The 23581-nt window shown below is 34.9% G+C and carries 15 protein-coding genes; all 15 read left to right on the top strand.

Annotated features, from left to right (window positions below):
• Nucleotides 1-36 precede the first annotated feature (36 nt).
• The 15 genes from ACIEHO_RS06200 to ACIEHO_RS06270 all read left to right on the top strand — a co-directional run bounded on the left by ACIEHO_RS06200 (nt 37) and on the right by ACIEHO_RS06270 (nt 23565).
• Nucleotides 37-1128, top strand: a complete 1092-nt coding sequence (locus ACIEHO_RS06200) for an efflux RND transporter periplasmic adaptor subunit (protein WP_406969743.1) — start codon at nt 37-39, stop codon at nt 1126-1128.
• The gene (locus ACIEHO_RS06205; RefSeq protein ID WP_406969745.1) at nt 1129-4227 is read left to right on the top strand and encodes an efflux RND transporter permease subunit; all 3099 of its coding nucleotides are present in this window, start codon (nt 1129-1131) and stop codon (nt 4225-4227) included.
• Complete coding sequence (locus tag ACIEHO_RS06210) at nt 4214-5740, top strand: TolC family protein (protein ID WP_406969747.1); 1527 nt, start codon at nt 4214-4216, stop codon at nt 5738-5740. Before ACIEHO_RS06205 ends, ACIEHO_RS06210 begins: the two co-directional genes overlap by 14 nt.
• Nucleotides 5741-5771: 31 nt before the next feature.
• Nucleotides 5772-5972 (top strand): hypothetical protein, encoded by a 201-nt coding sequence (locus ACIEHO_RS06215; RefSeq protein WP_406969748.1) that lies wholly within the window; start codon nt 5772-5774, stop codon nt 5970-5972.
• Nucleotides 5973-6308: 336 nt separating this feature from the next.
• On the top strand, nt 6309-6626 hold the full coding sequence (locus ACIEHO_RS06220; RefSeq protein ID WP_406969749.1) for a hypothetical protein: 318 nt from the start codon (nt 6309-6311) through the stop codon (nt 6624-6626).
• A 21-nt stretch (nt 6627-6647) separates the two neighbouring features.
• Nucleotides 6648-6932 (top strand): hypothetical protein, encoded by a 285-nt coding sequence (locus ACIEHO_RS06225; protein ID WP_406969751.1) that lies wholly within the window; start codon nt 6648-6650, stop codon nt 6930-6932.
• A 77-nt stretch (nt 6933-7009) separates the two neighbouring features.
• Nucleotides 7010-8011 carry a BF3164 family lipoprotein gene (locus ACIEHO_RS06230; protein WP_406969753.1) on the top strand — a complete coding sequence of 334 codons (1002 nt, stop codon included), beginning with the start codon at nt 7010-7012 and terminating at the stop codon, nt 8009-8011.
• Entirely contained in the window at nt 8001-8531 is a 531-nt protein-coding gene (locus ACIEHO_RS06235; RefSeq protein WP_406969755.1) for a hypothetical protein, read from the top strand. Before ACIEHO_RS06230 ends, ACIEHO_RS06235 begins: the two co-directional genes overlap by 11 nt.
• Nucleotides 8532-8641: 110 nt before the next feature.
• Nucleotides 8642-9787 carry a signal peptidase I gene (gene lepB, locus ACIEHO_RS06240; protein ID WP_406969757.1) on the top strand — a complete coding sequence of 382 codons (1146 nt, stop codon included), beginning with the start codon at nt 8642-8644 and terminating at the stop codon, nt 9785-9787.
• Nucleotides 9788-9793: 6 nt separating this feature from the next.
• Nucleotides 9794-12940, top strand: a complete 3147-nt coding sequence (locus ACIEHO_RS06245; RefSeq protein WP_406969758.1) for an efflux RND transporter permease subunit — start codon at nt 9794-9796, stop codon at nt 12938-12940.
• Between the two features lie 376 nt (nt 12941-13316).
• Complete coding sequence (locus tag ACIEHO_RS06250) at nt 13317-15560, top strand: fasciclin domain-containing protein (RefSeq protein ID WP_406969760.1); 2244 nt, start codon at nt 13317-13319, stop codon at nt 15558-15560.
• Nucleotide 15561: 1 nt separating this feature from the next.
• Nucleotides 15562-18846, top strand: a complete 3285-nt coding sequence (locus tag ACIEHO_RS06255; protein ID WP_406969763.1) for a SusC/RagA family TonB-linked outer membrane protein — start codon at nt 15562-15564, stop codon at nt 18844-18846.
• 24 nt (nt 18847-18870) lie between these two features.
• Complete coding sequence (locus tag ACIEHO_RS06260) at nt 18871-20349, top strand: RagB/SusD family nutrient uptake outer membrane protein (protein WP_406969765.1); 1479 nt, start codon at nt 18871-18873, stop codon at nt 20347-20349.
• Nucleotides 20350-20361: 12 nt separating this feature from the next.
• The gene (locus ACIEHO_RS06265; protein ID WP_406969767.1) at nt 20362-22047 is read left to right on the top strand and encodes a fasciclin domain-containing protein; all 1686 of its coding nucleotides are present in this window, start codon (nt 20362-20364) and stop codon (nt 22045-22047) included.
• Between the two features lie 42 nt (nt 22048-22089).
• The gene (locus ACIEHO_RS06270) at nt 22090-23565 is read left to right on the top strand and encodes a fasciclin domain-containing protein (RefSeq protein ID WP_406969769.1); all 1476 of its coding nucleotides are present in this window, start codon (nt 22090-22092) and stop codon (nt 23563-23565) included.
• Nucleotides 23566-23581 lie beyond the last annotated feature (16 nt).

Below are 23581 nucleotides of genomic sequence, written 5' to 3' on the forward strand. Positions count from 1 at the left end.
AAAAATATTAAAGAATTGTAAAACTTATAAATAATTATGCTAAAGAGAGTTTTTAAATTATTTTTTATTTGCTTTTTAATCTGTTTCAACTGCATACAAAAAAAAGACAAATCAGAAGAAGAACTTATTGATAAAAAAGCACACAGCATTCAAAAAAACGAAGTAAGTGTGACCCTGTTAGAACAAAAGCCGTTTAAGCGTGAGTTGGTTAGTAATGGGAAACTTATTGCCATTCAAAAAAATGCCTTAAAGTTTGAAGTTAGCGAGCGTCTGGAAAAGTTATATGTGTCGAATGGCGATCAAGTAAGCAAAGGGCAAACCTTGGCGGAATTAAACCCCTATAAATTCCAACAAAAACTCGATAAAGCTACTATAAGCCTAAAGAAAGCTACCTTAGATTTTAAAGACCAACTTTTAGGTAGAGGTTACGACTACGATGTAAAAGACAGCATCCCGAAAAGCATATACGACATGGTAGCCATACGTAGTGGTTATGATGATGCCCTGCGAACCTTGGAAGATGCCCAATATGAACTTCGCTCTTCTAAGCTAATAGCTCCGTTTAGTGGCAGGGTAGCTAATATTGAAAGCAAACAGTTTGAACAAATAAGTGCCGGAAGGGAGTTTATGACCTTAATCAACGACTCAACTTTTGAAGTTGAGTTTTACCTTATAGAATCTGAAATCGGTGATGTAAGCGTTAACGACCAAGTAGAGATTATGCCTTTCGCTCTTGAAAAAACATATCAGGGTAAGATTACCACAATAAACCCCATAGTAGAAAAAAACGGAACGATATTGGTAAAGGCCATTGTAAAAAACGATGGAAGCTTGATAGAGGGCATGAACGTAAAAGTATTGATACAAAAAGATATACCGGAACAACTTGTCGTGCCAAAGGAAGCTGTTGTGTTACGCCAAAACCAAGAAGTGTTATTTAAAGTAGTTGATGGAAAAGCGTATTGGACCTATGTACTGACCACCAATGAAAATAGCATAAACTACGCCGTTATACCACACCCCGATAAAAGTTCTGCGAAACTAAATCCAGGGGATTCTATCATTGTATCGGGCAATTTAAATTTAGCTCACGATAGTGAGGTATTTGTTAAGAAGAGTAAAAGATAAATGGTAAAATTCCTTATAAATAAACCCATAGCGGTTTTAATGACAACCCTAGGTGTATTAATTTTAGGGTTTTACGCTTCCAACTTTATACCAATATCCTTAATGCCAGATATTGATATCCCGGAAATTACAGTACAGATCAGTGATGAAAGCATGTCTGCTCGTCAATTGGAGGATGGTGTTGTAAAGCACTTACGCAACCAGTTAAAACAGGTCAGCCATTTAAAAGATATAAAAAGTGAAACCACTAACGGCATGGCCATAGTCAGGTTGCTCTTTATCCATGGTACTAAAATCAATTATTCTTTTATCGAAGTTAACGAGAAGATAGACCGTTTTATGGGGCGTTTACCAAAAACTATGAAGCGTCCAAAAGTCATTAAAGCCAGTGCTACAGATATTCCTGTCTTCTATATTAGTGCGACATTAAAGGATAACCAAAAGACAAGTGCTATCCGAAATAAAGACTTGTACCCTGTACCGCAAGAGTTTGTTGATTTTAATCGTTTTGCCAATCAGGTTATAAAGAAACGCATAGAGCAGGTTAACGAGGTGGCTATGGTGGATATAAGCGGTTTGGTAGCTTCAGAAATTTTAATCATACCAAGTTTAGAAAAATTACTGTCTCTAGGTCTTAGTTTAGATGAGTTAGAAGGTGCTATACAAAGAGCTGATGTTGAAATTGGTAATTTATCAATAAAAGATAGCCAATATCAATACAATATTAGATTGGGGAGCCAGATAGTAGATATTAGAGATGTTCAAAACCTATACATAGAAAAGCACAATCGTGTATTCCAATTAAAAGATATTGCCCAAGTTGTGGAACATCCCCAAAAGCGAAAGGGTTTGGTGCTGTCCGATGGTAAGGAAGCCGTTACCATGGCGATTATAAAGCAACACGATGCCCGTATGGGCGACCTGAAAGAAAAACTTGAGGAGTTATTAAAACGACTAAGGAAAGACTATAGAGCTATAGACTTTAGGGTCACTCGAAGTCAGACCAAGTTGTTGGATTACGCTATTGGTAATTTAACGCAGAGTTTGTTGTGGGGTGTTATTCTAGCTTTCGCCGTTATGTTCCTGTTTTTAAAGAACATAAAATCTCCATTTTTAATAGCCATTGTTATTCCCGTTTCTATGGTGGTTTGCCTGCTGTTTTTTCAGCTTTTTAGTATATCCATAAATATTATATCACTTTCAGGTCTAGTATTAGGCATAGGCTTAATGATTGATAATTCCATTATTGTTATCGATAATATCACCCAATATAGCAAGCAAGGAAACCCTCTGTCTAAATCGTGTGTTTTGGGAACAAACGAAGTGTTTAAGCCATTGTTGAGTTCCGCCTTGACTACTTGTGCTGTATTCTTGCCCTTGGTATTTATTAGCGGTGTTACCGGTGCCTTGTTCTACGATCAAGCCATGGCTATCAGTATTGGGCTTTTTGTGTCGTTATTGGTGTCCCTAACCTTGCTTCCTGTGTTGTACTATTTATTTCATAAACGGCAGCGGACAAAACAAGGAAGGATTTCAAGGTTTTTAGAAAAAACAAACCCTATAGACTATAATTCGGTTTACGAGAAAGGGTTTCGCTTGGTAATGCGAAAGCAAAAATTATCTTGGTTAATCATTGTCATACTGCTGGCTTCGGTAGCCGTTCTCTATACCATGTTGCCAAAAACGCAGATGCCGGAATTTTCAAAAACAGAAATTTTGTTAAAAGTAGATTGGAACGAACAAATTAACGCAGATGAAAATAAACAACGCATTCTAGAGGCTTTAGAGCTTGTTAAAGGTGATATCAAAGACCATACAGCTTTAGTAGGTAGTCAGCAATTCGTGCTAGATAAAGAAGCCCTCGCCAAACCATCTGAAGTCACCCTGTACTTAAATTGTGGGAGTCAAAAAACTTTAGAAAATATAACCAAAAGATTAAATACTTATCTGTCTGAAAAGTATCCTAATGCCTTATATAAATATGAAGATGTGGACAATATCTTTAGTACTATATTTTCTGAAGACGAACCTGCTTTGGTGGCCAGAATGCGTAATGTAAGCGGTTTAAAAAATCAGCAAAATGAGCAGTTGCAAGAACTTTGGTATCAAGTAAATACCAGTGCAGAACATATTCAGCTAAAGCCTATAGTATGGCAAGAGTCCATGGTGCTAGTGGCTGATAAAGAAAAATTAATGATTTACGATGTTAACGAAAATCAGTTGTTCAATAAACTAAAGAGTGCATTTGGAGAGCGCTCTGTGTTTTCCATAACAGATAATCAGGATATCGTACCCATAGTATTGGGAGGTAAAGTGAAGTCTATTGAAGCTGTACTTGATGAAACAGTGGTTGTCTCCAGAGATAGTGCTCTAATACATGTAAAAGAGTTTATAAAAGTGGTGCGCACTAAAGATTTAAAAACTATTGTTGGGGGAACAGAAGGAGAATACTACCCTATGGATGTAGAAGTCAACAGTGCTAATGCAGAAAACACCGAATCTAAAATAAAAGGAATTGTTAACCATAATAAATGGTACGAGGTTAACTTTTCGGGCAGTGTTTTTTCCAATAAAGCGATGTTAAAAGAATTAATGGTAGTGTTGCTAATTTCTTTGCTATTGCTCTATTTTATATTGGCTTCGCAATTTGAATCGTTCTTACTTCCTTTTATTGTATTGTTAGAGGTTCCCATAGATTTAGCTGGTGCATTTTTGTTTTTAAAGTTATTTGGTATGAGCATAAATTTAATGTCGCTCATCGGTATTGTGGTTATGAGCGGTATTATAATAAACGACTCTATATTAAAAATAGATACGATTATTCAGTTGCAGCGTCAAGGCTATCCATTAATAAAAGCATTATTAATAGCAGGCAAAAGAAGATTGAAACCTATATTAATGACCAGCTTAACGACCATTTTAGCTTTAATTCCATTGTTGTTTTCCTCAGGGTTAGGCGCAGAATTGCAAGCACCTTTGGCAGTATCTTTAATAGGAGGTATGGTGCTGGGGACTATCGTTAGCCTTTACTTTATACCATTATGTTATTATTATTTTTCAAAAATCACCTATAAAAAAGCTAATAATGAGTTTGTTTAAAAAAATCGATAGAAAAACATCAATAGTAGTAAGGTGCTCGGTGGTATTTGCTTTTTTTATGTCTACTGGTTTTGCTCAAAGCACGCTAACGGAAACAGGGCAAAAAATCACTCTTGAGGAGGTATTGAAAATAGCGAGCAAAAATTCCTTAGATGCTTATAAAGCACAACGAAAACACGAGTATAGTTATTGGGCGTTCCGGTCTTTTAAGGCTAGTTTATTGCCCAAAGTTACGTTTAACACACAGCCATTAACTTATAGGAGTTCAGTTGTGGAACGTTACGATTCTGATTTAAACCAAGATGTATTTAGGCCAATAAGGAGTTTAAATTCGTATGCTGGTTTGTCACTGAGCCAAAATATTTCTCCAACAGGGGGGCGTATATCGTTAAACTCTACATACAATAAATTGATAAATTACAATGAGTCTACTATTAAAAGCTACAATGTAACCCCTGTTAGTATAGCCTTGTCCCAACCATTAATGGCATATAACAGTTTTAAATGGCTAAAAAAAACAGCTCCCTTGGAGTATAAAAAGTCTCATAAGGAGTTGATATACGAACTTCAAAATATCAATATCAAAACGGTACAATACTTTTTTAACTGGGCATTAGCATCTAAAAGAAAGACCATGGCAGAAGAAAAACTAGCGTCGTCTAAAAAGCTGTTTAAGATAGGTGAAAAGCGTTACGATATAGGCAGTGTTGAAAAAGAAGATGTTTTAAACTTAGAGCTGCAGTTGTACAATGCTGAAACCGATTTGGCGGTCCAAGACAAGAACCTACAGCGCATAAAAGAAGATTTGGAGCTGTTTTTAAGGAGCGATTTATCGAATTATTCCGTGCCAGTGCTGCCCGAGTTGATTTCAAGTTTAAAAATTAATGTTGAAAACGCTATAGAGTTATACAAAAAAAATAATCCAGATATGCTGGATTTAGAAATCAGCAAAATTGAAGCCCAAAGGGATTTGGACAAAGCCATTAAAGATAACCGTTTCGATTTGTCGCTATCGGCCAGTTATGGTTTAAACCAACAAGCTGAAACATTTTCCAATGCTTATGTTAACTTGTTGCAGCAAGAATTGGTATCCATAAAATTTACAATGCCCATTTTAGATTGGGGAGAGCGTCGGGGAAATATAAAAAAAGCCCGGATGAACAAAGCCGTTCAAGATATTGATGCCGAACAAACGGCAAGTAAATTAAAGCAAGAGATTGTGGCTAAGGTTACGGATTTTAACCTTCAGGAAAAGTTAGTGCTAAGTGCGCAACGCGCCAGTGAGATAGCCCGCGAATCTTATGTAATAACAGAGAAGCGTTTTTTGGCTGGTCGAGTTGACCTATTGCGATTAACAAGTGCCTTAAATGCATGGCAATCCAGTAACGAGAGTTATATGACCAAATTGTCTAACTATTGGCGGTATTATTACGAAATACAACAGTATACACTTTATAATTTTAGAAAATCGAGAGAGTTAACAATAGATTTAGAACAAGGAATTTTAGATTAAAACTCATTTAAATACAAAAACAAACTAAACTATGACCTATCTAGAAAAAAAAGAAAAGGAAAAGCATCTTTTGTTTTTAATTGAAAGGAAAATGTTGGTGTCTTTAGAGCATGTAGCCTCAGATTATAGATGTAGCAAAAAAACCATAAAAAGAATGATAGCAAATTTAAGGTTGCAAGGACACGACATAGTTTACTGTAGGGCAAAACGTAAATATTGTATGAAAAAATAGTACAATGACAAAATTTGTCCCAGTAACTTGTTTTCTTTGCCAAGTTAAAGATAAAAACCTCTGGGTTTAAAAAAGTTAAAATAGCTAAAAAATGTATAACCTTTAAAATGAAAGCCTATGTCAATAAACTAACAGCACCCAGAGGATAGATTTATTACAGCGAATGCAGGAATCTTATAAATTGAATCGTAAAAATCAAAAATAAGATTTAAAATCTATTATAACAACCAAAAAGGATACGGTTGTTGTTGTGTTTTGCAAAGTGGCATGCCTCTTTAGACTTTGAAAATTATAACAATTATTTAAGGGTGTTGTAGCCTTAAGAAAATTAATAAAATGAAGAAAATTAATAAAATGAAGAGAATTAAAAAAATGAAGAGAATAATAGGAATTTTAGGTATTACTTTTATTGCTATGTTCATGTCTTTTAATACAAATACTAAGGATAGTTTTAATAGTGATTTCGATTTATCTGACATAATAAACGTTAAAATAGCAAATGCAGAATGTAACATGACATTAGCGCAACAACAAGAAGATTGCGATTATTTTTGTGAAGGACATCCAAATGACAGTTGTAACATAGTTTTTATATGCGACGATGGAAGTGGGTGGCAGATCATCTGTGATTATATGACGGAAGAGTATATTTAATTAATAAAATTTTTTAAAAAAATGAAAAAATGTATTTTTCTAGTAGGAGTTGGTCTAATGTCTTTGTTAATGTTTTTAAACACGCCTTCATTAAATGAATCAAAACAGGATTTTGATTTGTCAAGTTTATTGAATATTAATAAAGCAAATGCTGAGTGTGGAATATCTTCAGATCATGTATACGATGATATAGATTATTTTTGTGAAGATCATCCACTTGATTCATGTACTGTTACTTATTTATGTGACGATGGAACTGTGACAGGGACATACACCGCTAACTACAGTACTTATAAAGATTTTTAATTTTAAAATAAAAAACTTAAGACATAAGTGATATCTCACCACGTTGTATTACTTATGTCTAAGTATAAAAATTGAATATGAAAATAATAAAAGTTACGCTTATAATGTCAATTTCACTGTTTTCTTGTAAAAAAAAAACAACGTTAAGTTTAGAGAACAAAGACACTATTAGTTTTTCTAATGATTCGTTTAGTATTGTTTCTAAGTTGAAAAGTGAAGTACTAAAAAGGGTGTCTGATTCTATATTAGTGTCATACAGAATTAAAATTGACGAAGAATATATGTACTTGAATGAAATTAAATCGAACAAATACTTAAACATAGTTAAATTACCTGAGGAAGATTTTATTGGAACGTTTGGAACTAAAGGGAAAGGTCCTTGTGAAACCATTGTGGCTTGGTCTATTTCTAAATCCGACAACGAGACGTTATTAATTCTAGATCCTAAACAAAAGAAAATAGTAGAATATAATGTTGATTCACTAATAAATAATAAGCCCTGTATAAAAGAATATAAAGTTGCAGATTCTGTTAATTGTCGTAACGCGTTTATTTATGAAAACAAGGTTTATTATACTGACCAAAATAATACCGAGTTTAGATTTTTTGAATCTAATTTTGAAGGGGGAAATGTTAAAGGGCATGGAAGTTTAGAGACAAATATATCTTTTAATGATTTTCGTAAAAATAGTGGTAAAATTAATAATGCTCATATGGTACATAATGATGATTTGTTTGTTTTTGGATATCACTATTTTCCATTGATAGAACTATTTGATTTAGAAAACAATAAATGGAAATCCATTGTAGGGCCTACAAATGAAATTCCAGATGAAGAATTTAAGGGTAGAGATTTTGTTTATAATTCCATTAGAGTAACAAAAAAATTTATATATGCTTTATATGCTAGTCGAATGGGTGAAATTGATGTAGACGTGATTTTTGTTTTTAATTTAAATGGTCAACCAGAAAAAAAGCTAATTTTGGACAGAGGGATATTTACTTTTGATGTTTATAATGATAAATACATTTATGGCCTGAATTATGAAGAAAATAAAATTTTGAAATTTGAAATTTAAGGTTCTTTTATTAATATACATATTCATAAATTCTTGTAACGGTTTAAGGGAAAAAAAAGAAAACACCTCTAATGCTAAAGAAGTAGTTGTATTAGGCAGTATTTTAAATTCTTATCAGTCAATAAAGCCGTTAGCTGTTTCTAATGATTCGTCAGGATTAGAAAAAAAATATAGAATTGTAGCTTATTATAATGGTGATTGTGGTGTTTGTTATTTGCAATTGTTTAAATGGAAAAAAATGGTTCAAAAATTTGCTTCATTTGACGTTGATTTCAAATTTATTTTATCAGGAAATAGTAGTGCTGTTATTAAAGCTAATTTAGAGGAAATAGGTTTTCCTTTAGAGGTTGTATACCATGATCAAAAGGATGAATTTGGTAAAGCACATACATTTTTTTTAGACAGGGGGTATAAAAATTCAGCAGTTTTATTAAATAAAAAAGGAGAAATATTACTTATTGGCAATCCTACGATTTCAACTGATATTATGAATAATTATTTAAAATTCTTGAAAAACTAAAATCTAGATAATAACAGTTTACATGTAGACTAAATACCACGATCCTTACTTAAACTATGTTTTGAGATATTGGTGTTGAATATGATTTTATATGAAAAAAAACATTAATAATGTCGTATATAGATAAAAAACATTTAACATTAATAGCTATGTTGATTTTTTTGTCTTTTTTAGGCCTGTTTTGGTTATGCATTGTGGTACTTATCGTTGCATTATTATATAGGGGCGTAAACTATATAAAACACAAATTTATAAGAAAAACAGCCAATGTATTGTTTTCATTTTTAATGCTGCTTTTTTTAGCAATTGGTGTTCGTGTTTTTATAGTGGATATTTACTTAATTCCAAGTTCGTCCATGGAAAACACGTTATATCCAAAAGATGTAATTCTGGTTAATAAGTTAAAATATGGTCCCATTTTACCGCAGTCCCCTTATGACATACCCTTGCTTAATATCTTCTATTATTTAAAGAATAGTTCAGAGAAGGCGGTTAAGGAAAAGGTTTGGGATTATAATCGTTTGTCAGGTACAGGGTCTATAAAACAAGGCGATGTGATTGTTTTTAAAAACAGGGAGATTATGGTAAAGCGTTGTGTGGCCATTGCGGGAGATACTTTAAGAATTGTAGGTGGTGAAGTTTATATAAATGATGTATTCAATAAATCCCCAAAGCATGTTAAGAACAACTATGTTTTTAAGCTAAAAAACGTAAGACACTTTTATAGTGCAATAGATACCCTTGAAATTAAATCACATGTTGCATCAATTAAGGATAATGGTCGGAAACAGGCAAATCTATCCTATGTTGAGGCAGAACAGATTAGACGGCTGAATTGTATTGACTCATTGAGTATTAAAATTGCTGATGCTCCCATAAGGGCCAAAATGTTTCCTTGGTATAAGGAAAAGCAATGGACATTAGACAATTACGGGCCTATTGTGATACCAAAAAAGGGAATGGAGATACAATTAAATCATGATTCCTACCAGTTATATAAGTATATTTTTAAAACCTATGAAAATCTGGATATTGAAGAGCAAAACAATCTTTTTTTTAAAGACGGTAAGCCAATTTCGAGCTATATTTTTAAGAAGAACTATTATTTTATGATGGGAGACCATAGAAAAGACTCAAGAGACTCCAGATATATGGGTTTTATACCCGAAGAAAATATCATTGGTAAAGTGTCTTGTGTGCTGTTTTCTAATAAAGACAATGAATTTCAATGGAATCGACTGTTTAAAAGTATTTAACATACTATGAAGCCTAAGTTGTCGTCTTTTACCATATTAACAATTTTTGTCTGTCTTTCCATAATAGGACTGAGCCTAATCCCTTTGTTGAGTGTACAGCTTAAACCCTCCCAACAAAAAACATCTTTGAACGTTAGCTTTAGCTGGCGTAATGCTTCGGCAAAGGTTTTGGAACAAGAAGTGACCTCTAAACTGGAAGGTGTTTTTAATACCGTTAGGGGGATTAGAAATATAAGGTCTGTATCCCGAAAAGGTAGAGGTTCTGTTTTTTTGGATTTTAAAAAGGGTGCCGACATGGAAGCGATTCGTTTTGAACTCGCTAACCTTATTCGTCAAACTCATGAGGAACTTCCAGAAGGGGTAAGTTATCCTTATATATCCGGTAGCATCCAAGACGACGACTTGGATAGAAAAAAAGCGATATTGAATTACAGTATCAATGCTCATGAAAATCCCTATTATATAAAAAAATACACCGAAGATAAACTCGTGCCACGGCTTTCTGAAATTAAAGGCGTTAATGAAGTTAGTGTTAGAGGAGCCACATCATACGAGTGGGTGGTGGAATATAGTACTGACAAATTATTACAGCTAAACCTATCGGCAGATGATATTTCGCAGGCTATTAACTCCTATCTTCAAAAAAGGCAATTAGGCGTTGGTAGCTTTTATTCCAAAAACACTTCCCAAAAAGAGGAAGTGGCCATGGCCATGGTTTTTAATTCCGATGAAACTATTGATTGGGCGTCTATTCCTATAAAGAAAATTGGGGATAGGATTATTTATTTAGACGATGTAACTAAAATTAGATTTCAGGAAGCTGAGGTAAATAGTTACCATCGAATTAATGGATTAAACTCCGTATCCATAGTGGTGTTTTCTGAAAAGGGTGTCAACACCATTGAACTGGCAAAACAGGTAAGGTCGGTAATTGATAATTTAAAGGATGAGGTATATCAAGACGGGTATTCCTTAAAATTAACAAACGATGCTACAGAGTTTTTAACAGAAGAAATAAGTAAAATAGAAAGGCGTACCCTGTATTCCTTACTCATTTTATTAGTGTTGATTGTACTGATAAATAGAAGTATTAAGTATTTATCGGTATTACTTTTAAGCATTATAGCCAATTTGTCTATTGCCGTTATTTTTTATTATATCTTAGATGTTGAACTGCATATATACTCCTTTGCCGGTATTACCATTTCGTTCGGTATTATCATAGATAATAGCATTATCATGATAGATCACCTAAGAAACAAAGGTGATAAAAAGGCTTTTCTGGCCATATTGGCGGCAACTTTAACAACCATAGGAGCATTGGTGATTATTTTCTTTTTAAAGGAAGCGCAGCGCATAAATTTATGGGATTTTGCTTTTGTTATTGGGATAAATATAGGTGTGTCTTTGGTGGTGTCTTTATTTTTTGTGCCAGCACTATTAGAAAAATTCAAGATAGAAAATAAGCGTGTTAATTTTTCTAGAAAACGTAAACGCCGCGTGGTGAAATTTACCAATGCCTACGCTAATGTAATGTCCTTTTTTAAACGAAAACCTGTAAAGTGGGTATTTGTTCTACTGATTATTTTGGGCTTTGGTTTGCCTTTGCATTTAGCACCAGATGAAATTAAGGGAAAGGATTTTTGGGCAAATACTTATAATAAAACACTCGGTGATGAGTGGTTTAGAAAAGAGGTAAAGCCAACGCTTGAAAAAATTATTGGAGGGTCTTTGCGCCTTTTTTCGGAAGAAACATTTGCAAATTCGTATCATGCAGAACCCGAAAAGACGATGTTGAGGGTGACTGGGAAAATGCCGCCGGGATGTTCCATTGAACAATTGAACGAAGCGGTGCAACACATGGAGAATTTAATTTCCAAATATGACGAAGTAAGCCTGTATGAGACCAATGTGTACAATCCGCAAAATGCCAGTATCAATATTTATTTTAAGGATGCATTTGAGTTTGGGAGTTTTCCGTTTACTTTAAAGAGCTTGCTGGAGTCTAAAGCCATTAGTTTGGGAGCTTCGGATTGGACGGTCTCAGGAGTAGGGCGTGGGTTTTCCAATGCCTTGGGTACAGGGTATAAAAGCCAAAGAATTACTATGGAAGGTTATAATTATGATAAGTTGTATAAATACGCAGAGGCCTTTAAACAACAACTTATCGATAGTTCCATGTCTAGAATTAGGGAGGTTGAAATACAAAGTGGCGGTCGTTCTACGACGGCATTAGGGGAGTTTTATCTGGATTTTGACTTGGAAAAAATAGCAGACGTGGGTGTCTCTCAATCTAGTATTTATGGATTTTTAAAAAATCAAGTGTATTCTAATAATGTGGCTTCTATCGTTAACAACGATGAACTACAGTCTGTGAAATTAGTGTCCGACAATTACAAAAAATTTAATGTGTGGGATTTAAAAAACACGCCATTATGGATTAGAAATCAACAATATAAATTGAATCAATTAGCCACTATTGATAAGCGGCATTCGGGTAACACGATTTCTAAAACGAATCAAAAATACAGTTTGACTGTTGCTTATGATTTTATTGGAACTTACCAGTTAGCAAAAAAAGTAAAAGACGATAATATAAAATCCTTTAAGGAAAAATTGCCCATTGGATTTAATATGGGGAAGACTAAAAATGGTAATTGGGACAAAGATGGTGCTAACCAGTATTATGCACTTTTTGTTGTTATCTTCATCATTTTCTTTATTTGTGCTGTCTTACTAGAATCTTTAGTGCAACCTTTTGCAATAATAAGTATGATTCCTATTTCTTTTATCGGGGTTTTTTTAACGTTTTATTTGTTCGAATTTAATTTCGATCAAGGAGGCTATGCGTCATTTATTTTATTGTGTGGTATAAGTGTTAATTCAGCATTGTATATAATTAACGATTTTAACAATTTAAAAAAATTATACCCCAAAAGAGAATTGCAAAAACTTTATTTCAAAGCATTTAATTATAAAATAATACCCGTCTTACTTACAATGGCTTCAACTATTGTAGGTTTAATCCCCTTTGTCTGGAATGGACGGAATGAGGCTTTTTGGTTTTCGTTTGCCGTTGGTTCTATTGGTGGTTTGATTTTTTCCATTATCGGTATTATATTTTATTTGCCAGTGTTTCTTATTAAAAAGTAAATAGAATAAAGTATTTTATAATGCTTGGCTATTTTTAAGTTTTTGGGTATGATACAATTATAATATTGCCTTTGTTCAAGCCTTTCACTGTTAATTTGTCCAAAATCAATTCTGTTAAAAAAATAATTATTTTTTGGTTTAAATAAATTAACATTCTGTTTCATTGGGTATTACATAATAAATACATCACTTTATTTAGAAAGATAGGGTTTAACAGGATGGAGCAGGATGGTGTTTATTGTGCATAATAATAATTTTGAGTGTTAAATTTTTTATAAGAAGATGTTAAATCTTTAAGAAAAAAATACTAATTTGATCCAATACTAAATCATTTAAACAATTTACTTCAATTATAAATAAATCAACTCAACTCATAATGAATAAGAAAACACTTTATTATTTGTTTTACTTGCCGCTTATTTTTTTCCTTGCTAGTTGTAATAGCAAAGAAGAGTTTGATGAGTATTACGCAAGACCAGATAATCTTGAACAACCCATTTTTCAGCAGTTAGAAGCCCGTGGTAATTTCACCAACTTAACGACTTTAATTGAAAAAGCAGGCTACAAGGATATCTTGGGCAAATCTGGTTATTGGACCATGATGGCACCAAATGATGCTGCTTTTGAAAACTTTTTTCAAGAACAAGGGATATCCAATGTATCTAGTATCGACTCTACTATGGCGTCAAAAATTGTAAGATATGCTTTAATCTACAATGCTTTTCGAACAGAGAGACTTTCTGATTATCAATCAAGAATAGGATGGGAAGAAGATAACGCCTTTAGAAGGAGGACGGCTTACTATGATGGTTTTCAAACTAAAACGGTTGATGGTAGTGAAATAGTAGTTGCTGGTTCTAATCGTAATAATGAACCAGGCGCAGATTATTATATTCCAGGCGACAACAATAATAAATACATATCCTATTTTGTAACTGAATATATGGATGCACTTGGTTTAAGTGCTTTTGATTATGAATACTTTTATCCAAATTCTTCGTATATAGGCTTTAATGTTTTAGCTGGAACAACAGTGGAATCTGATATTGTGGCTGAAAACGGAATTATTCACGAAGTTGATAAAGTTTCATTGCCGCTCATTAGTCTAGACCAAAAGTTAGAAGTTAGTCCAAACTATAGCATCTTTAGGGAGATGTTGGAGAATAATTTGGTACAGTACGTTTTTGATCAAGACGCTACCGATACCTATCAGAATTTCACAAGAAAATCAGACGAAGTTTATGTAAAAGTTTATGACCCGGCGTTATTCTTCTCACCAAACAATGAAAACTATATAAAGGAAGCCGATAATGATGGGCAAAGTGATGCCTATACCTTGTTTGCCCCTGATAATACGGCACTTCAACCGTTTATTGATGACATATTGTTAAAAAATTATTCTGCTTTAGATAAGTTGCCAAAATATATTTTCGAAGATTTTTATAATGCGCACATGGTGCAAAATGCGGCATGGCCATCAAAGTTATCAACTTACAGTAACGGCCTCGAAGAAGATATGCGTTTTGATTTAAATGCAGACGTTACAGAGGCCGAGGTGTTAAGTAATGGGTTCTTCTATGGTACAAGTAAAGTGCAGGAGTCTAATTTGTTCTTTAGTGTCTATACATCGGCATATTTAGATCCAGATTTTACTTTGGCTACACGTCTTTATAATGATGGTTCTGGTTATCGTGAAATTATAAGCAATCTTGGTGGTAAATATACTTTGTTTTTGCCGTCAGATGACATTTTGCGCGAGCATGGTTATGATTATAATATCAACAGGGACGAGTGGGTATATACCGATCCTGAAACAGGGAACAGTGTAGCAGGTACATTAGCTAGATCGCGTATACTGCGTGTGTTATATAATGGTATCGCACCAACACCTAATGATGAAATGAATGACCTTTCTGGCTCAGGAATTATACGTACTGGAGATTTCGATTTAGCGGGAGAATACATTAAATGGGAGAATAACCAAGTATGGGGAGCAGGTAATGAGAAGATTGAAATTATAGGAGGAGAAGTTTTACAAGAAGAAACACGAGTTAATATTTTAGGTTTTGAAGACCAACGTAATGGTAGAACCTACTATATTGATGATATTATTGAATTTACCGAAGTCACTCCAGGATTTGAATTGTTTGATTTGGCCTTGCAAAAGCCTGCATATTTTAACTTCTTCTTGTATTTATATAGTTCTTCTTTATTCGATCAAACAACCGGAGCCATAAGCGGTGTAGATTTGGGTACATCCTATACCTTTGTAGTTCCTAATGATGCTGCTATAGCACAAGCCGTTGCTGATGGCGTTTTACCATCAAACAATAACCCGTCATCCCCCGAAGAAAAAGAGCAAGTAGAGTCTTTTATAAAGTATCATATTTTAGCTACTCGTACAGCCTCTGATGATGGTTTAATTGGTGGACAAACGGAAACATTGCTCAAGGATTTTGAAGGCAATAAAACCTATATAAATGTAATAAGTGCTCCTGGTGAGTTGAGTTTTCTAGATTCAGCAAATCGAGAAGCTACCTATATACCGAGCGAAAGCAACAATTTAGCCGATCGCAGTTTAATTCACTTAGTAGATAATTATCTTTTATACACGGAATAAAATGAAATATAATATTACCAACTTATTTTACCGTTTTTCATTTATCGTAATTTTTATGTCGACTTTGCAGCTCTCTGCGCAAGATTCTGACGTAATAAGAGGGCAGGTGTTGGATGTTGCCAGTCAGCAACCACTACCCGGAGCCACCGTGATAGAGCAAGATGCAGAAAATAGAACGATAACCGGTGTAGTAACCGATTTTGACGGAAATTTTGCGATTTTGGTTAAAAACACCAGTAACAAATTAGTGATTTCTTCGATGGGTTTTACGACCCAAACCCTTACCATTGGATCAAAGAGAAACTTTGTTGTAAACATGGTTGAAAACATTGAAGGTCTAGAAGAAATTGTAATTAGTGCAACAAAAACTGCAGAAAGTGGTCTTTTAAATATTGCGGCCAGAGACTTAACTACCAGTGCAGTAACCATCAGTGCGGCCGATGTTGAAAACACACAGGCAGCTTCGATTGATGAGGCGCTTCAAGGTAGAATTGCTGGGGTAGATATTACCGCTAGTTCAGGTGATCCAGGAGCTGGAATGCAGATAAGAATTAGAGGTACATCTTCCATTACAGGGTCTTCGGATCCACTAGTAGTTGTAGATGGAATGCCATTTGAAACTGCAATTCCTGAAGATTTTAACTTTGGTTCTGCCGATCAGCAAGGTTATGCAGCCTTATTAAATGTAGCACCAAGTGATATAGAAAGTATCACCATTTTAAAAGATGCCGCGGCAACTGCTATGTGGGGTGCACGTGCTGCTTCTGGGGTATTAATTATAAATACCAAAAGGGGGGCAGTAGGTAGGCCTAAAATTGGTTATAATTTTACAGGTACCTATTCAAAGTTACCTCGAACTATTCCTATGCTAAGTGGTGATCAATACTCAATTTTAATACCTGAGGCTTTTATGAACCGTACGGGAACGCCGCTTAACACCTTAACGGTTAAAGAATTCCAGTATGATCCTCAAGAAGTATATTGGTATAAAAATTATGGAAACAACACCAATTGGGTGGACGCCATTTCTCAAACCGGAATTACCGGAGATCATAATTTATCCTTACAAGGTGGTGGTGATAGAGCTAGGTACTATGCTTCAGTTGGTTATTACAATGCCAAAGGTGTTACTAAAGGAACCGGTTTTGAGCGTATTAATGGGCGATTAAATTTAGATTATGTAGTTTCTGATAGGATACGGTTTAAGGCTGATTTAGCATATACCAATTCGGTTACGCAAAGAAATTATGTGAATACATTTGGATCGAACGATAGGGACAGGTTAAGAAGTGTCGCATATACTAAAATGCCTAACATGGGGATTTATGAGTATGATGATTTGGGTGATCTTACTCCTAATTATTTTTCTCCGGCACAAAACATTCAAGGATCCTATCCAAGAACATACAACCCTGTTGCTTTGGCTGAGTACGCTACCAATGAGCAAACAGAATTTAGAATTGTACCTAAATTTCAATTAAAAATAGATTTAATTCCAAGTAAATTGTTTTCTACTTTCGATCTTCAATTTGATTTTAGTAGTACAAAGGCCAAGTCGTTCTTGCCTCAAAATGCAACAGGTCGTCCGTTTACTGAAACGGTAGTAAACCGTGCAGCAGATTCTGATATCGACAGAGCTAGTGTGCAGTCTAAAACAAATTTTATCTATACACCAGATTTAGGAAGCACAGATCATAAGTTACAAACTATTTTATCCATACAAACCAACGATTCTAGGTTTTCTTCGCATGAGGCATTAACGTCCAATACAGCTTCTGTATTTTTAACCGATCCTTCGGTAGCGTCTAGAACGCAAAATTCTGAATTGAGATTATATAATGGTAACAGTCAGTCTAGAAGTGTTGCGGCTCTTGTTAATGCACAATATAGTTTGTTGGATCGTTACATTGTAAACGTAGGGCTTCGTGGTGATGGTAGTTCTAAGTTTGGACCAGACAATCGTTACGGGTTGTTTCCTTCTATATCAACGCGTTGGAGGGTGTCAGGCGAACCATTCATGGAAAAATTTGAGTTTGTTGACGACTTTAGTTTTCGTGCCAGTTTAGGACAATCGGGTAGAACACCTCGTAACGATTATAGGTACTTTAATATTTACGGAAATTTTGACACGCAATATTTAGGGCAGAATGGAGTTTTTTCTTCAAATATGGAGTTGTCTAATTTAAGATGGGAAACCTTAACAGGAAAAAACATTGGGTTAAATTTACAAATGTTTGACCATCGTTTTCAAATAGATGTAGATGTTTATCAAAATAGAACAAAAGACCTGCTTTTTCGTAATCTAGAGGTGCCTTCAATATCCGGTTATTCTGGAATTTCAGACCAAAACGTAGGTACTCTAGACAATCAAGGTTGGGAAGTTGGATTATTTACGACTCCGGTTAAATCCGACAAATGGAAGGTTGATTTTAATTTCAATATCTCAAGAAATGAAAACATAATACGTGAAATTTCAGAATTTTTCCCAAGTGAAAGTGGAAATGCTTCTAGTAATGGGTCATATAAACGATTCCTTCAAACCGATAACCCTTTTGGATCGTTCTATGGCTACCGTTTTAAAGGGGTATATCCAGACTTGGCTTCTACACGCGCAAGAGATGCTGATGGTAATGTAATTGTTGGTCCTAACGGTCAAGAAGTCTACATGCGCTTTAATTTTCCTAGTATAGATTACGTGTTCCAGCCTGGTGATGCTATTTATGAAGACGTTAACAAAGATGGAAACATTGATAGCCGAGATGTAGTTTACTTAGGGAATAGTAACCCTAAATTTACTGGAGGTTTTGGTCCAAATATTACGTTTGATAAAAAGTTTAAACTACTGCTGTTCTTTACTTATAGGTTAGATTATGATATCGTTAATGGTACCGATATGTTAACTACTAATATGTATTCTTTTGATAACCAAAGTACAGCAACCTTATCGCGATGGAGAAATCCAGGAGATGTAACTAATATGCCTAGAGCGGTATACGGTGCTGCATACAACTGGTTAGGATCTGATCGTTATGTTGAGGATGCTTCATTTTTACGTTGGAGATCGGCAACTTTCAGCTATCAGTTTGATAAAGAATTCTTGAAGAAAATAAAGTTAGATGATTTAAGTGTTTACTTTACAGCAGATAATATAATGACTTTTACAAAGTATCGTGGTCAAGACCCTGAGGTAAGTATGAGAGGGGGAGACCCTTTTGGTATTGCCATCGATTATTCAAGAACACCGCCAACACGTCGATTTACAGTAGGTCTTAGAACCAGATTTTAATTTTAATACAATAGTTTGACTCTTATGAGAACAAAAATTTTATATACGCTGACTTTTTTAATAGTAACAATCAATTTTTCTTGTGATAGCTATTTAGATCTAAAGCCTGAAAACGGTACCATTCGTCAAGAGTTTTGGCAAACCAAGGAAGACGTTCAGTCTGCTGTAATAGGTATATATTCGGCTATGCTTAGAACAGATGCCACAATTGCGGAATATATGTTTGCCTATGGAGAGCTTAGAGGGGGTATGGTAGGTCCTGGTCCAAGTATGAGCAATGAGCAAGTAGAATTGCTTACCTCTAATATTTTACCGGCAAATAATTTAACAAATTGGTATTTGTTTTATAGAGTTATAAATTACTGTAATACGGTTATAGATTTAGCTCCCGGGGTGTTAGAAAATGACCCAACCTTCACACAAACACAACTTAATAATTATTTGTCTGAAGCCTTGGCGATTAGAGCCTATCTGTATTTTACTTTGGCGCGCACCTTTAAAGATGTACCATTAAAATTGGAGGCAACGCTTTCAGACCAAGATAATTTTCAATTGCCAACAACGCCACAGGCAGATATCTTTGCACAAGCTGTGATAGATTTAACTACTGCAGAAGGTTTTGCTGTTGAGGATTATGAAGACAACGCATCAAATAAGGGACGTATTACAAAAAATGCCATTAATGCGATGTTAACAGATGTTTATTTATGGCAAGAAAATTATGAAGCTGCACTAGGGGCGGCCAATAAAGTAATAAATTCAGGTGAATTTGAGTTAATTGATGCCAGTCCACAATGGTTTACAACGGTTTTCGCTAGAGGAAATTCAACGGAAAGTATATTCGAACTTCAGTATACAACCCAAAATACAAACCCATTTTATTTTATTTTATTTGAGCGTCCTGAGTATTTAGCGGCACCAACTGTAATAGAAAGTGTTTTTGGGATAGATTTTGAAGATCCTGAAAATAAAGATGTACGTGGAGAACGCGCATCACTTGTTCCGGGTACTAATGAGATTTATAAATACACGGGTATTAATGAAGAGCAACGTAAATCTCGTCAAGAATTTGATACGCATTGGTTTATTTACCGCTATGCCGATGTATTATTAATGAAAGCCGAGGCTCTAAATGAACTTAATCGAGGTAGTGAAGCCTTAGATATTATAGAGTTAATTAGAGAAAAACGTGCTGCTATCAGTATAACAGAAGAGCAGCCAGGTATTAATGATCAGATAGGAATTAGACAATACATACTTGCTGAACGTGCAAGAGAATTAGCTTTTGAAGGGAAACGATGGTTTGATGTTTTGCGTAATGCGCGAAAAGATAATTATGCGTATATCGATATTTTATTGGCTGTAGCGTTAAGAAGTGCACCTGCTAACCAGCAGCAGAGTATTTTGGCTAAACTGCAAGACTCTAACAGTCATTATCTTCCAATAAATGAAAATGAGTTGTTTACCAATAAACAGCTTGTTCAGAACCCATTTTACAAATAAAAAATTGTAGTCATGAAAAAAATATTTAATTTGAAAAATTTGACGAGACTCGCGCTTACGGTGCTCGTGACTATTTTTGTACTTAACTGTACATCTCAAAAATACAAAGAGTCTACAGATGACACTTTAAACATTACAGAGTTTTTAAAAGCTAATGAAGAATACTCATTATTTTTGGAAATTTTGGACGTAACAGGTTATTCGGCGTTTATGAATACCTACGGCACCTATACCATGTTTCTTCCAACTAATGAGGCGGTTACTCAGCTACTTGATCAATTTGGAGCAAGCTCTGTGAGTGATATTCCATTAGAAGAACTTCAGGATTTAGCGAAATTACATATTTTACCAGAAAAGGTTTCAACAGTTTCTTTTACAGATGGTAAAATACCAAGCCCTAGCTTGCAAGGTCAGTTTTTAGTGACTGGAGCAGCATTTATAGATGGTGTTTCTAGCATTACTGTAAATAAAGAAGCTAGTATTGTAAGTTCCAATATTGAAGTTGGTAACGGAATAATTCATGTTTTGGATAAAGTACTCAGGGTTGCTAACAAAACTTTAGCAAAAAGCATAGATGATGATGAATCGTTGGCGCTTTTTTCGGAAGCACTCAAGGCAACGGGCTGGTATGATAAACTAGATGAGCCTCTTACATATGATGCCGATAGCATTTCCAGCCATCTTACGGTGCTAGCTCAGACGGACGCGGTATTTCAAAAAGCAGGATTTAATAATCTAGATGAATTAAAAGCAAGATACAGCCATTTAGGTGATCCTATGAATCCAGAAGATAGTCTTAATTTATTTGTAGCCTATCGGATTTTACCAGGATTAAATTATATGGCAGATTTGGCAGTCACACCTGCTGTACTAACCAAAGCGCCATTAGAAGTAATTACTGTTACGTTGGCATCTGACTCTCTTTTAATAAACGAAGTGACATTTAACGGTATTTTAGAAAAAGGAGTTGAAATTAACCGTGAGGTCAGTGACATTACAGCTTCCAATGGTGTTTTACATTTGATGAAAGACAATTTCTCCATAAAAAAGAGATTTCCGGCGCCTGTTTATTTCGATTTAGGCGATCAGCCTGAAATCAGACAGTTAAGTTCGGTTTTTAGAAAACCAGGAAACTTCATATCGTTACAGAAAAGTGAACTGAGGGATGTTGATTGGCCGGATGACAATACATTAACTTATTTGGCGGCAGATCTTGGAGATGGTGCATACTTAGACAGAGCATGGCATGGCGACGTTGTTGAATTATTTCGTTTCAGAAATGGTTACCTAGATCCAATAACCTTTACAACCCCTGTAATAATTAAAGGAAAATATAAAGTGTGGGTGTCTTACAGGCAAAATGGTAGATCGACTCCATCTTGTGAAGTTTCTTTTAATGATGTTCCATTTGCAAGAAGAGTAAACTTCACTGAATACGGAAACACAAGCGAGCCAGAACGTGTATTAGAATCACAAGGATATAAAAGACATATAGAGCCTTTTACCAATCGATTTAATTGTAGGTTGGTTGGAATTGTAGAAGTGCCAACCACTGGAAGACACAAGTTAAAGTTTGAGGCAGTTCAAGACGGTAGAAATGGACCAACATGGCTAGATGTTGTTGAATTCAGACCTGTGGATATGGATCAGTTGTACCCTAAATTTGAATCTGGCGGAGATGGCCTTATTGAAGAATAGTAAAACCAATTTATAATTAAAGTTAAACCTAATCCATTAAGGATGATATCAAGTAAATTATATATAAGAAGTTTTTTAGGCATTATCGCTCTTGTCGGTGTTGTAGCCTGTTCAGACCCATGGGACGACCATACTAACAAGGTTGATCAAAACCTGACACAAAACCTTACTGAGCGAATAGAGAACACATCACAAACTAGTGAGTTTGGAAAACTTCTAACCGAAACAGGACTAGATGGTGTTCTAGCCGGCTCCAAAACTCATACGGTTTGGGCGCCCAATAATGATGCTATGGCACAGGTAAATCCTGAATTGTTGAGTGACTTGGCTAAGAAAAGATTGTTTGTTCGAAACCATATTGCACTTACAGCGTTTTCATCAGTAACCGAGGCAGATACTGTAACGGTTCAAATGCTTTCGAATAAGTATTACCAGTTTAAAAATGGAACGGTAATGGCTGAATCCAATGTGGTAACCGCAGATCAGTATGCTTCAAATGGGTTGTTTCACATTATAAGTGCGGCCATAGAGCCAAAGCAAAATATTTGGCAGTATATCAATAGCCTATCAGGTAGTAATGCTATGAGCGATTATCTTTTGTCTCTTAAACAATTTGATTTATATCGCTCTGATAGTATAGCCAAAGCCAATGAGCCAGAGATTCATGAGTTGTACGCTGATTCACTAAAGAATTCCTACTTGCACAACGTTTACAATCTTAACAACGAAAAGAACAAGTACACGTTTTTCTTGTTAAAGGACGGGGCATTTAATGATGAGGTAGAAAAGTTAAAACCTTACTTAATTAAGGGTACTGTGGAATCTGATTCTACAACAACTTACGCCAGCTATTTTGCCACAAGAGACTTAGCGTTTCATAAGGCTGTAGCTCGTGAAAACCTTCCTGATACATTGGTGTCTTCTTTTGGCGTTAAAGTTCCTATTAATGAAGACAATATCGTAGAAGATATCATCTTAAGTAATGGTATTGTTTATGTTATGGATACTATGGATGTTCCTTTAGAAACACGTTTACTGACTACCCAAATAGAAGGCGAGGAGCCTATAGGTTTTAGTGAAAATGTGCGGTCTAATACCCTTTACAGGGAAAAAGACGATCCAGATGGAGTTTTCTTTAACGATATTATGGTATTGAATCACGGAACTCCAGAGTTAGCTATCAATTATAATATTGGTAGAAATATTTACAGCACAACCTATGAAGTTTACTGGAGAGCTGTTAATGATAGGCAAAACAACACATTCAAGCAAAGATTGCGAATTGGAGGCACGATTATGCCAGATGGGACAGTAGAAAATCCAGTAGCATTTTTAGAAGGTCAAGACGGTACTGGCATTGAAGTGAATCCTGATGTCTATGATGACGTTTTTGTAGGTGAGTTTACTCTTGAAGAAGCCAGGGCATACATGCTTTCCCTAGTTGCTGCCAACACGGGTAGTAATGGAGAAAATACTTTAACATTAGATTATTTAAAACTAGTTCCACTAATAAAATAAATGTCTTTTAAACCAA

The sequence above is a fragment of the Flavisericum labens genome, from assembly GCF_045446075.1.
In the GTDB taxonomy this organism is placed as follows: Bacteria; Bacteroidota; Bacteroidia; order Flavobacteriales; family Flavobacteriaceae; genus Flavisericum; species Flavisericum labens.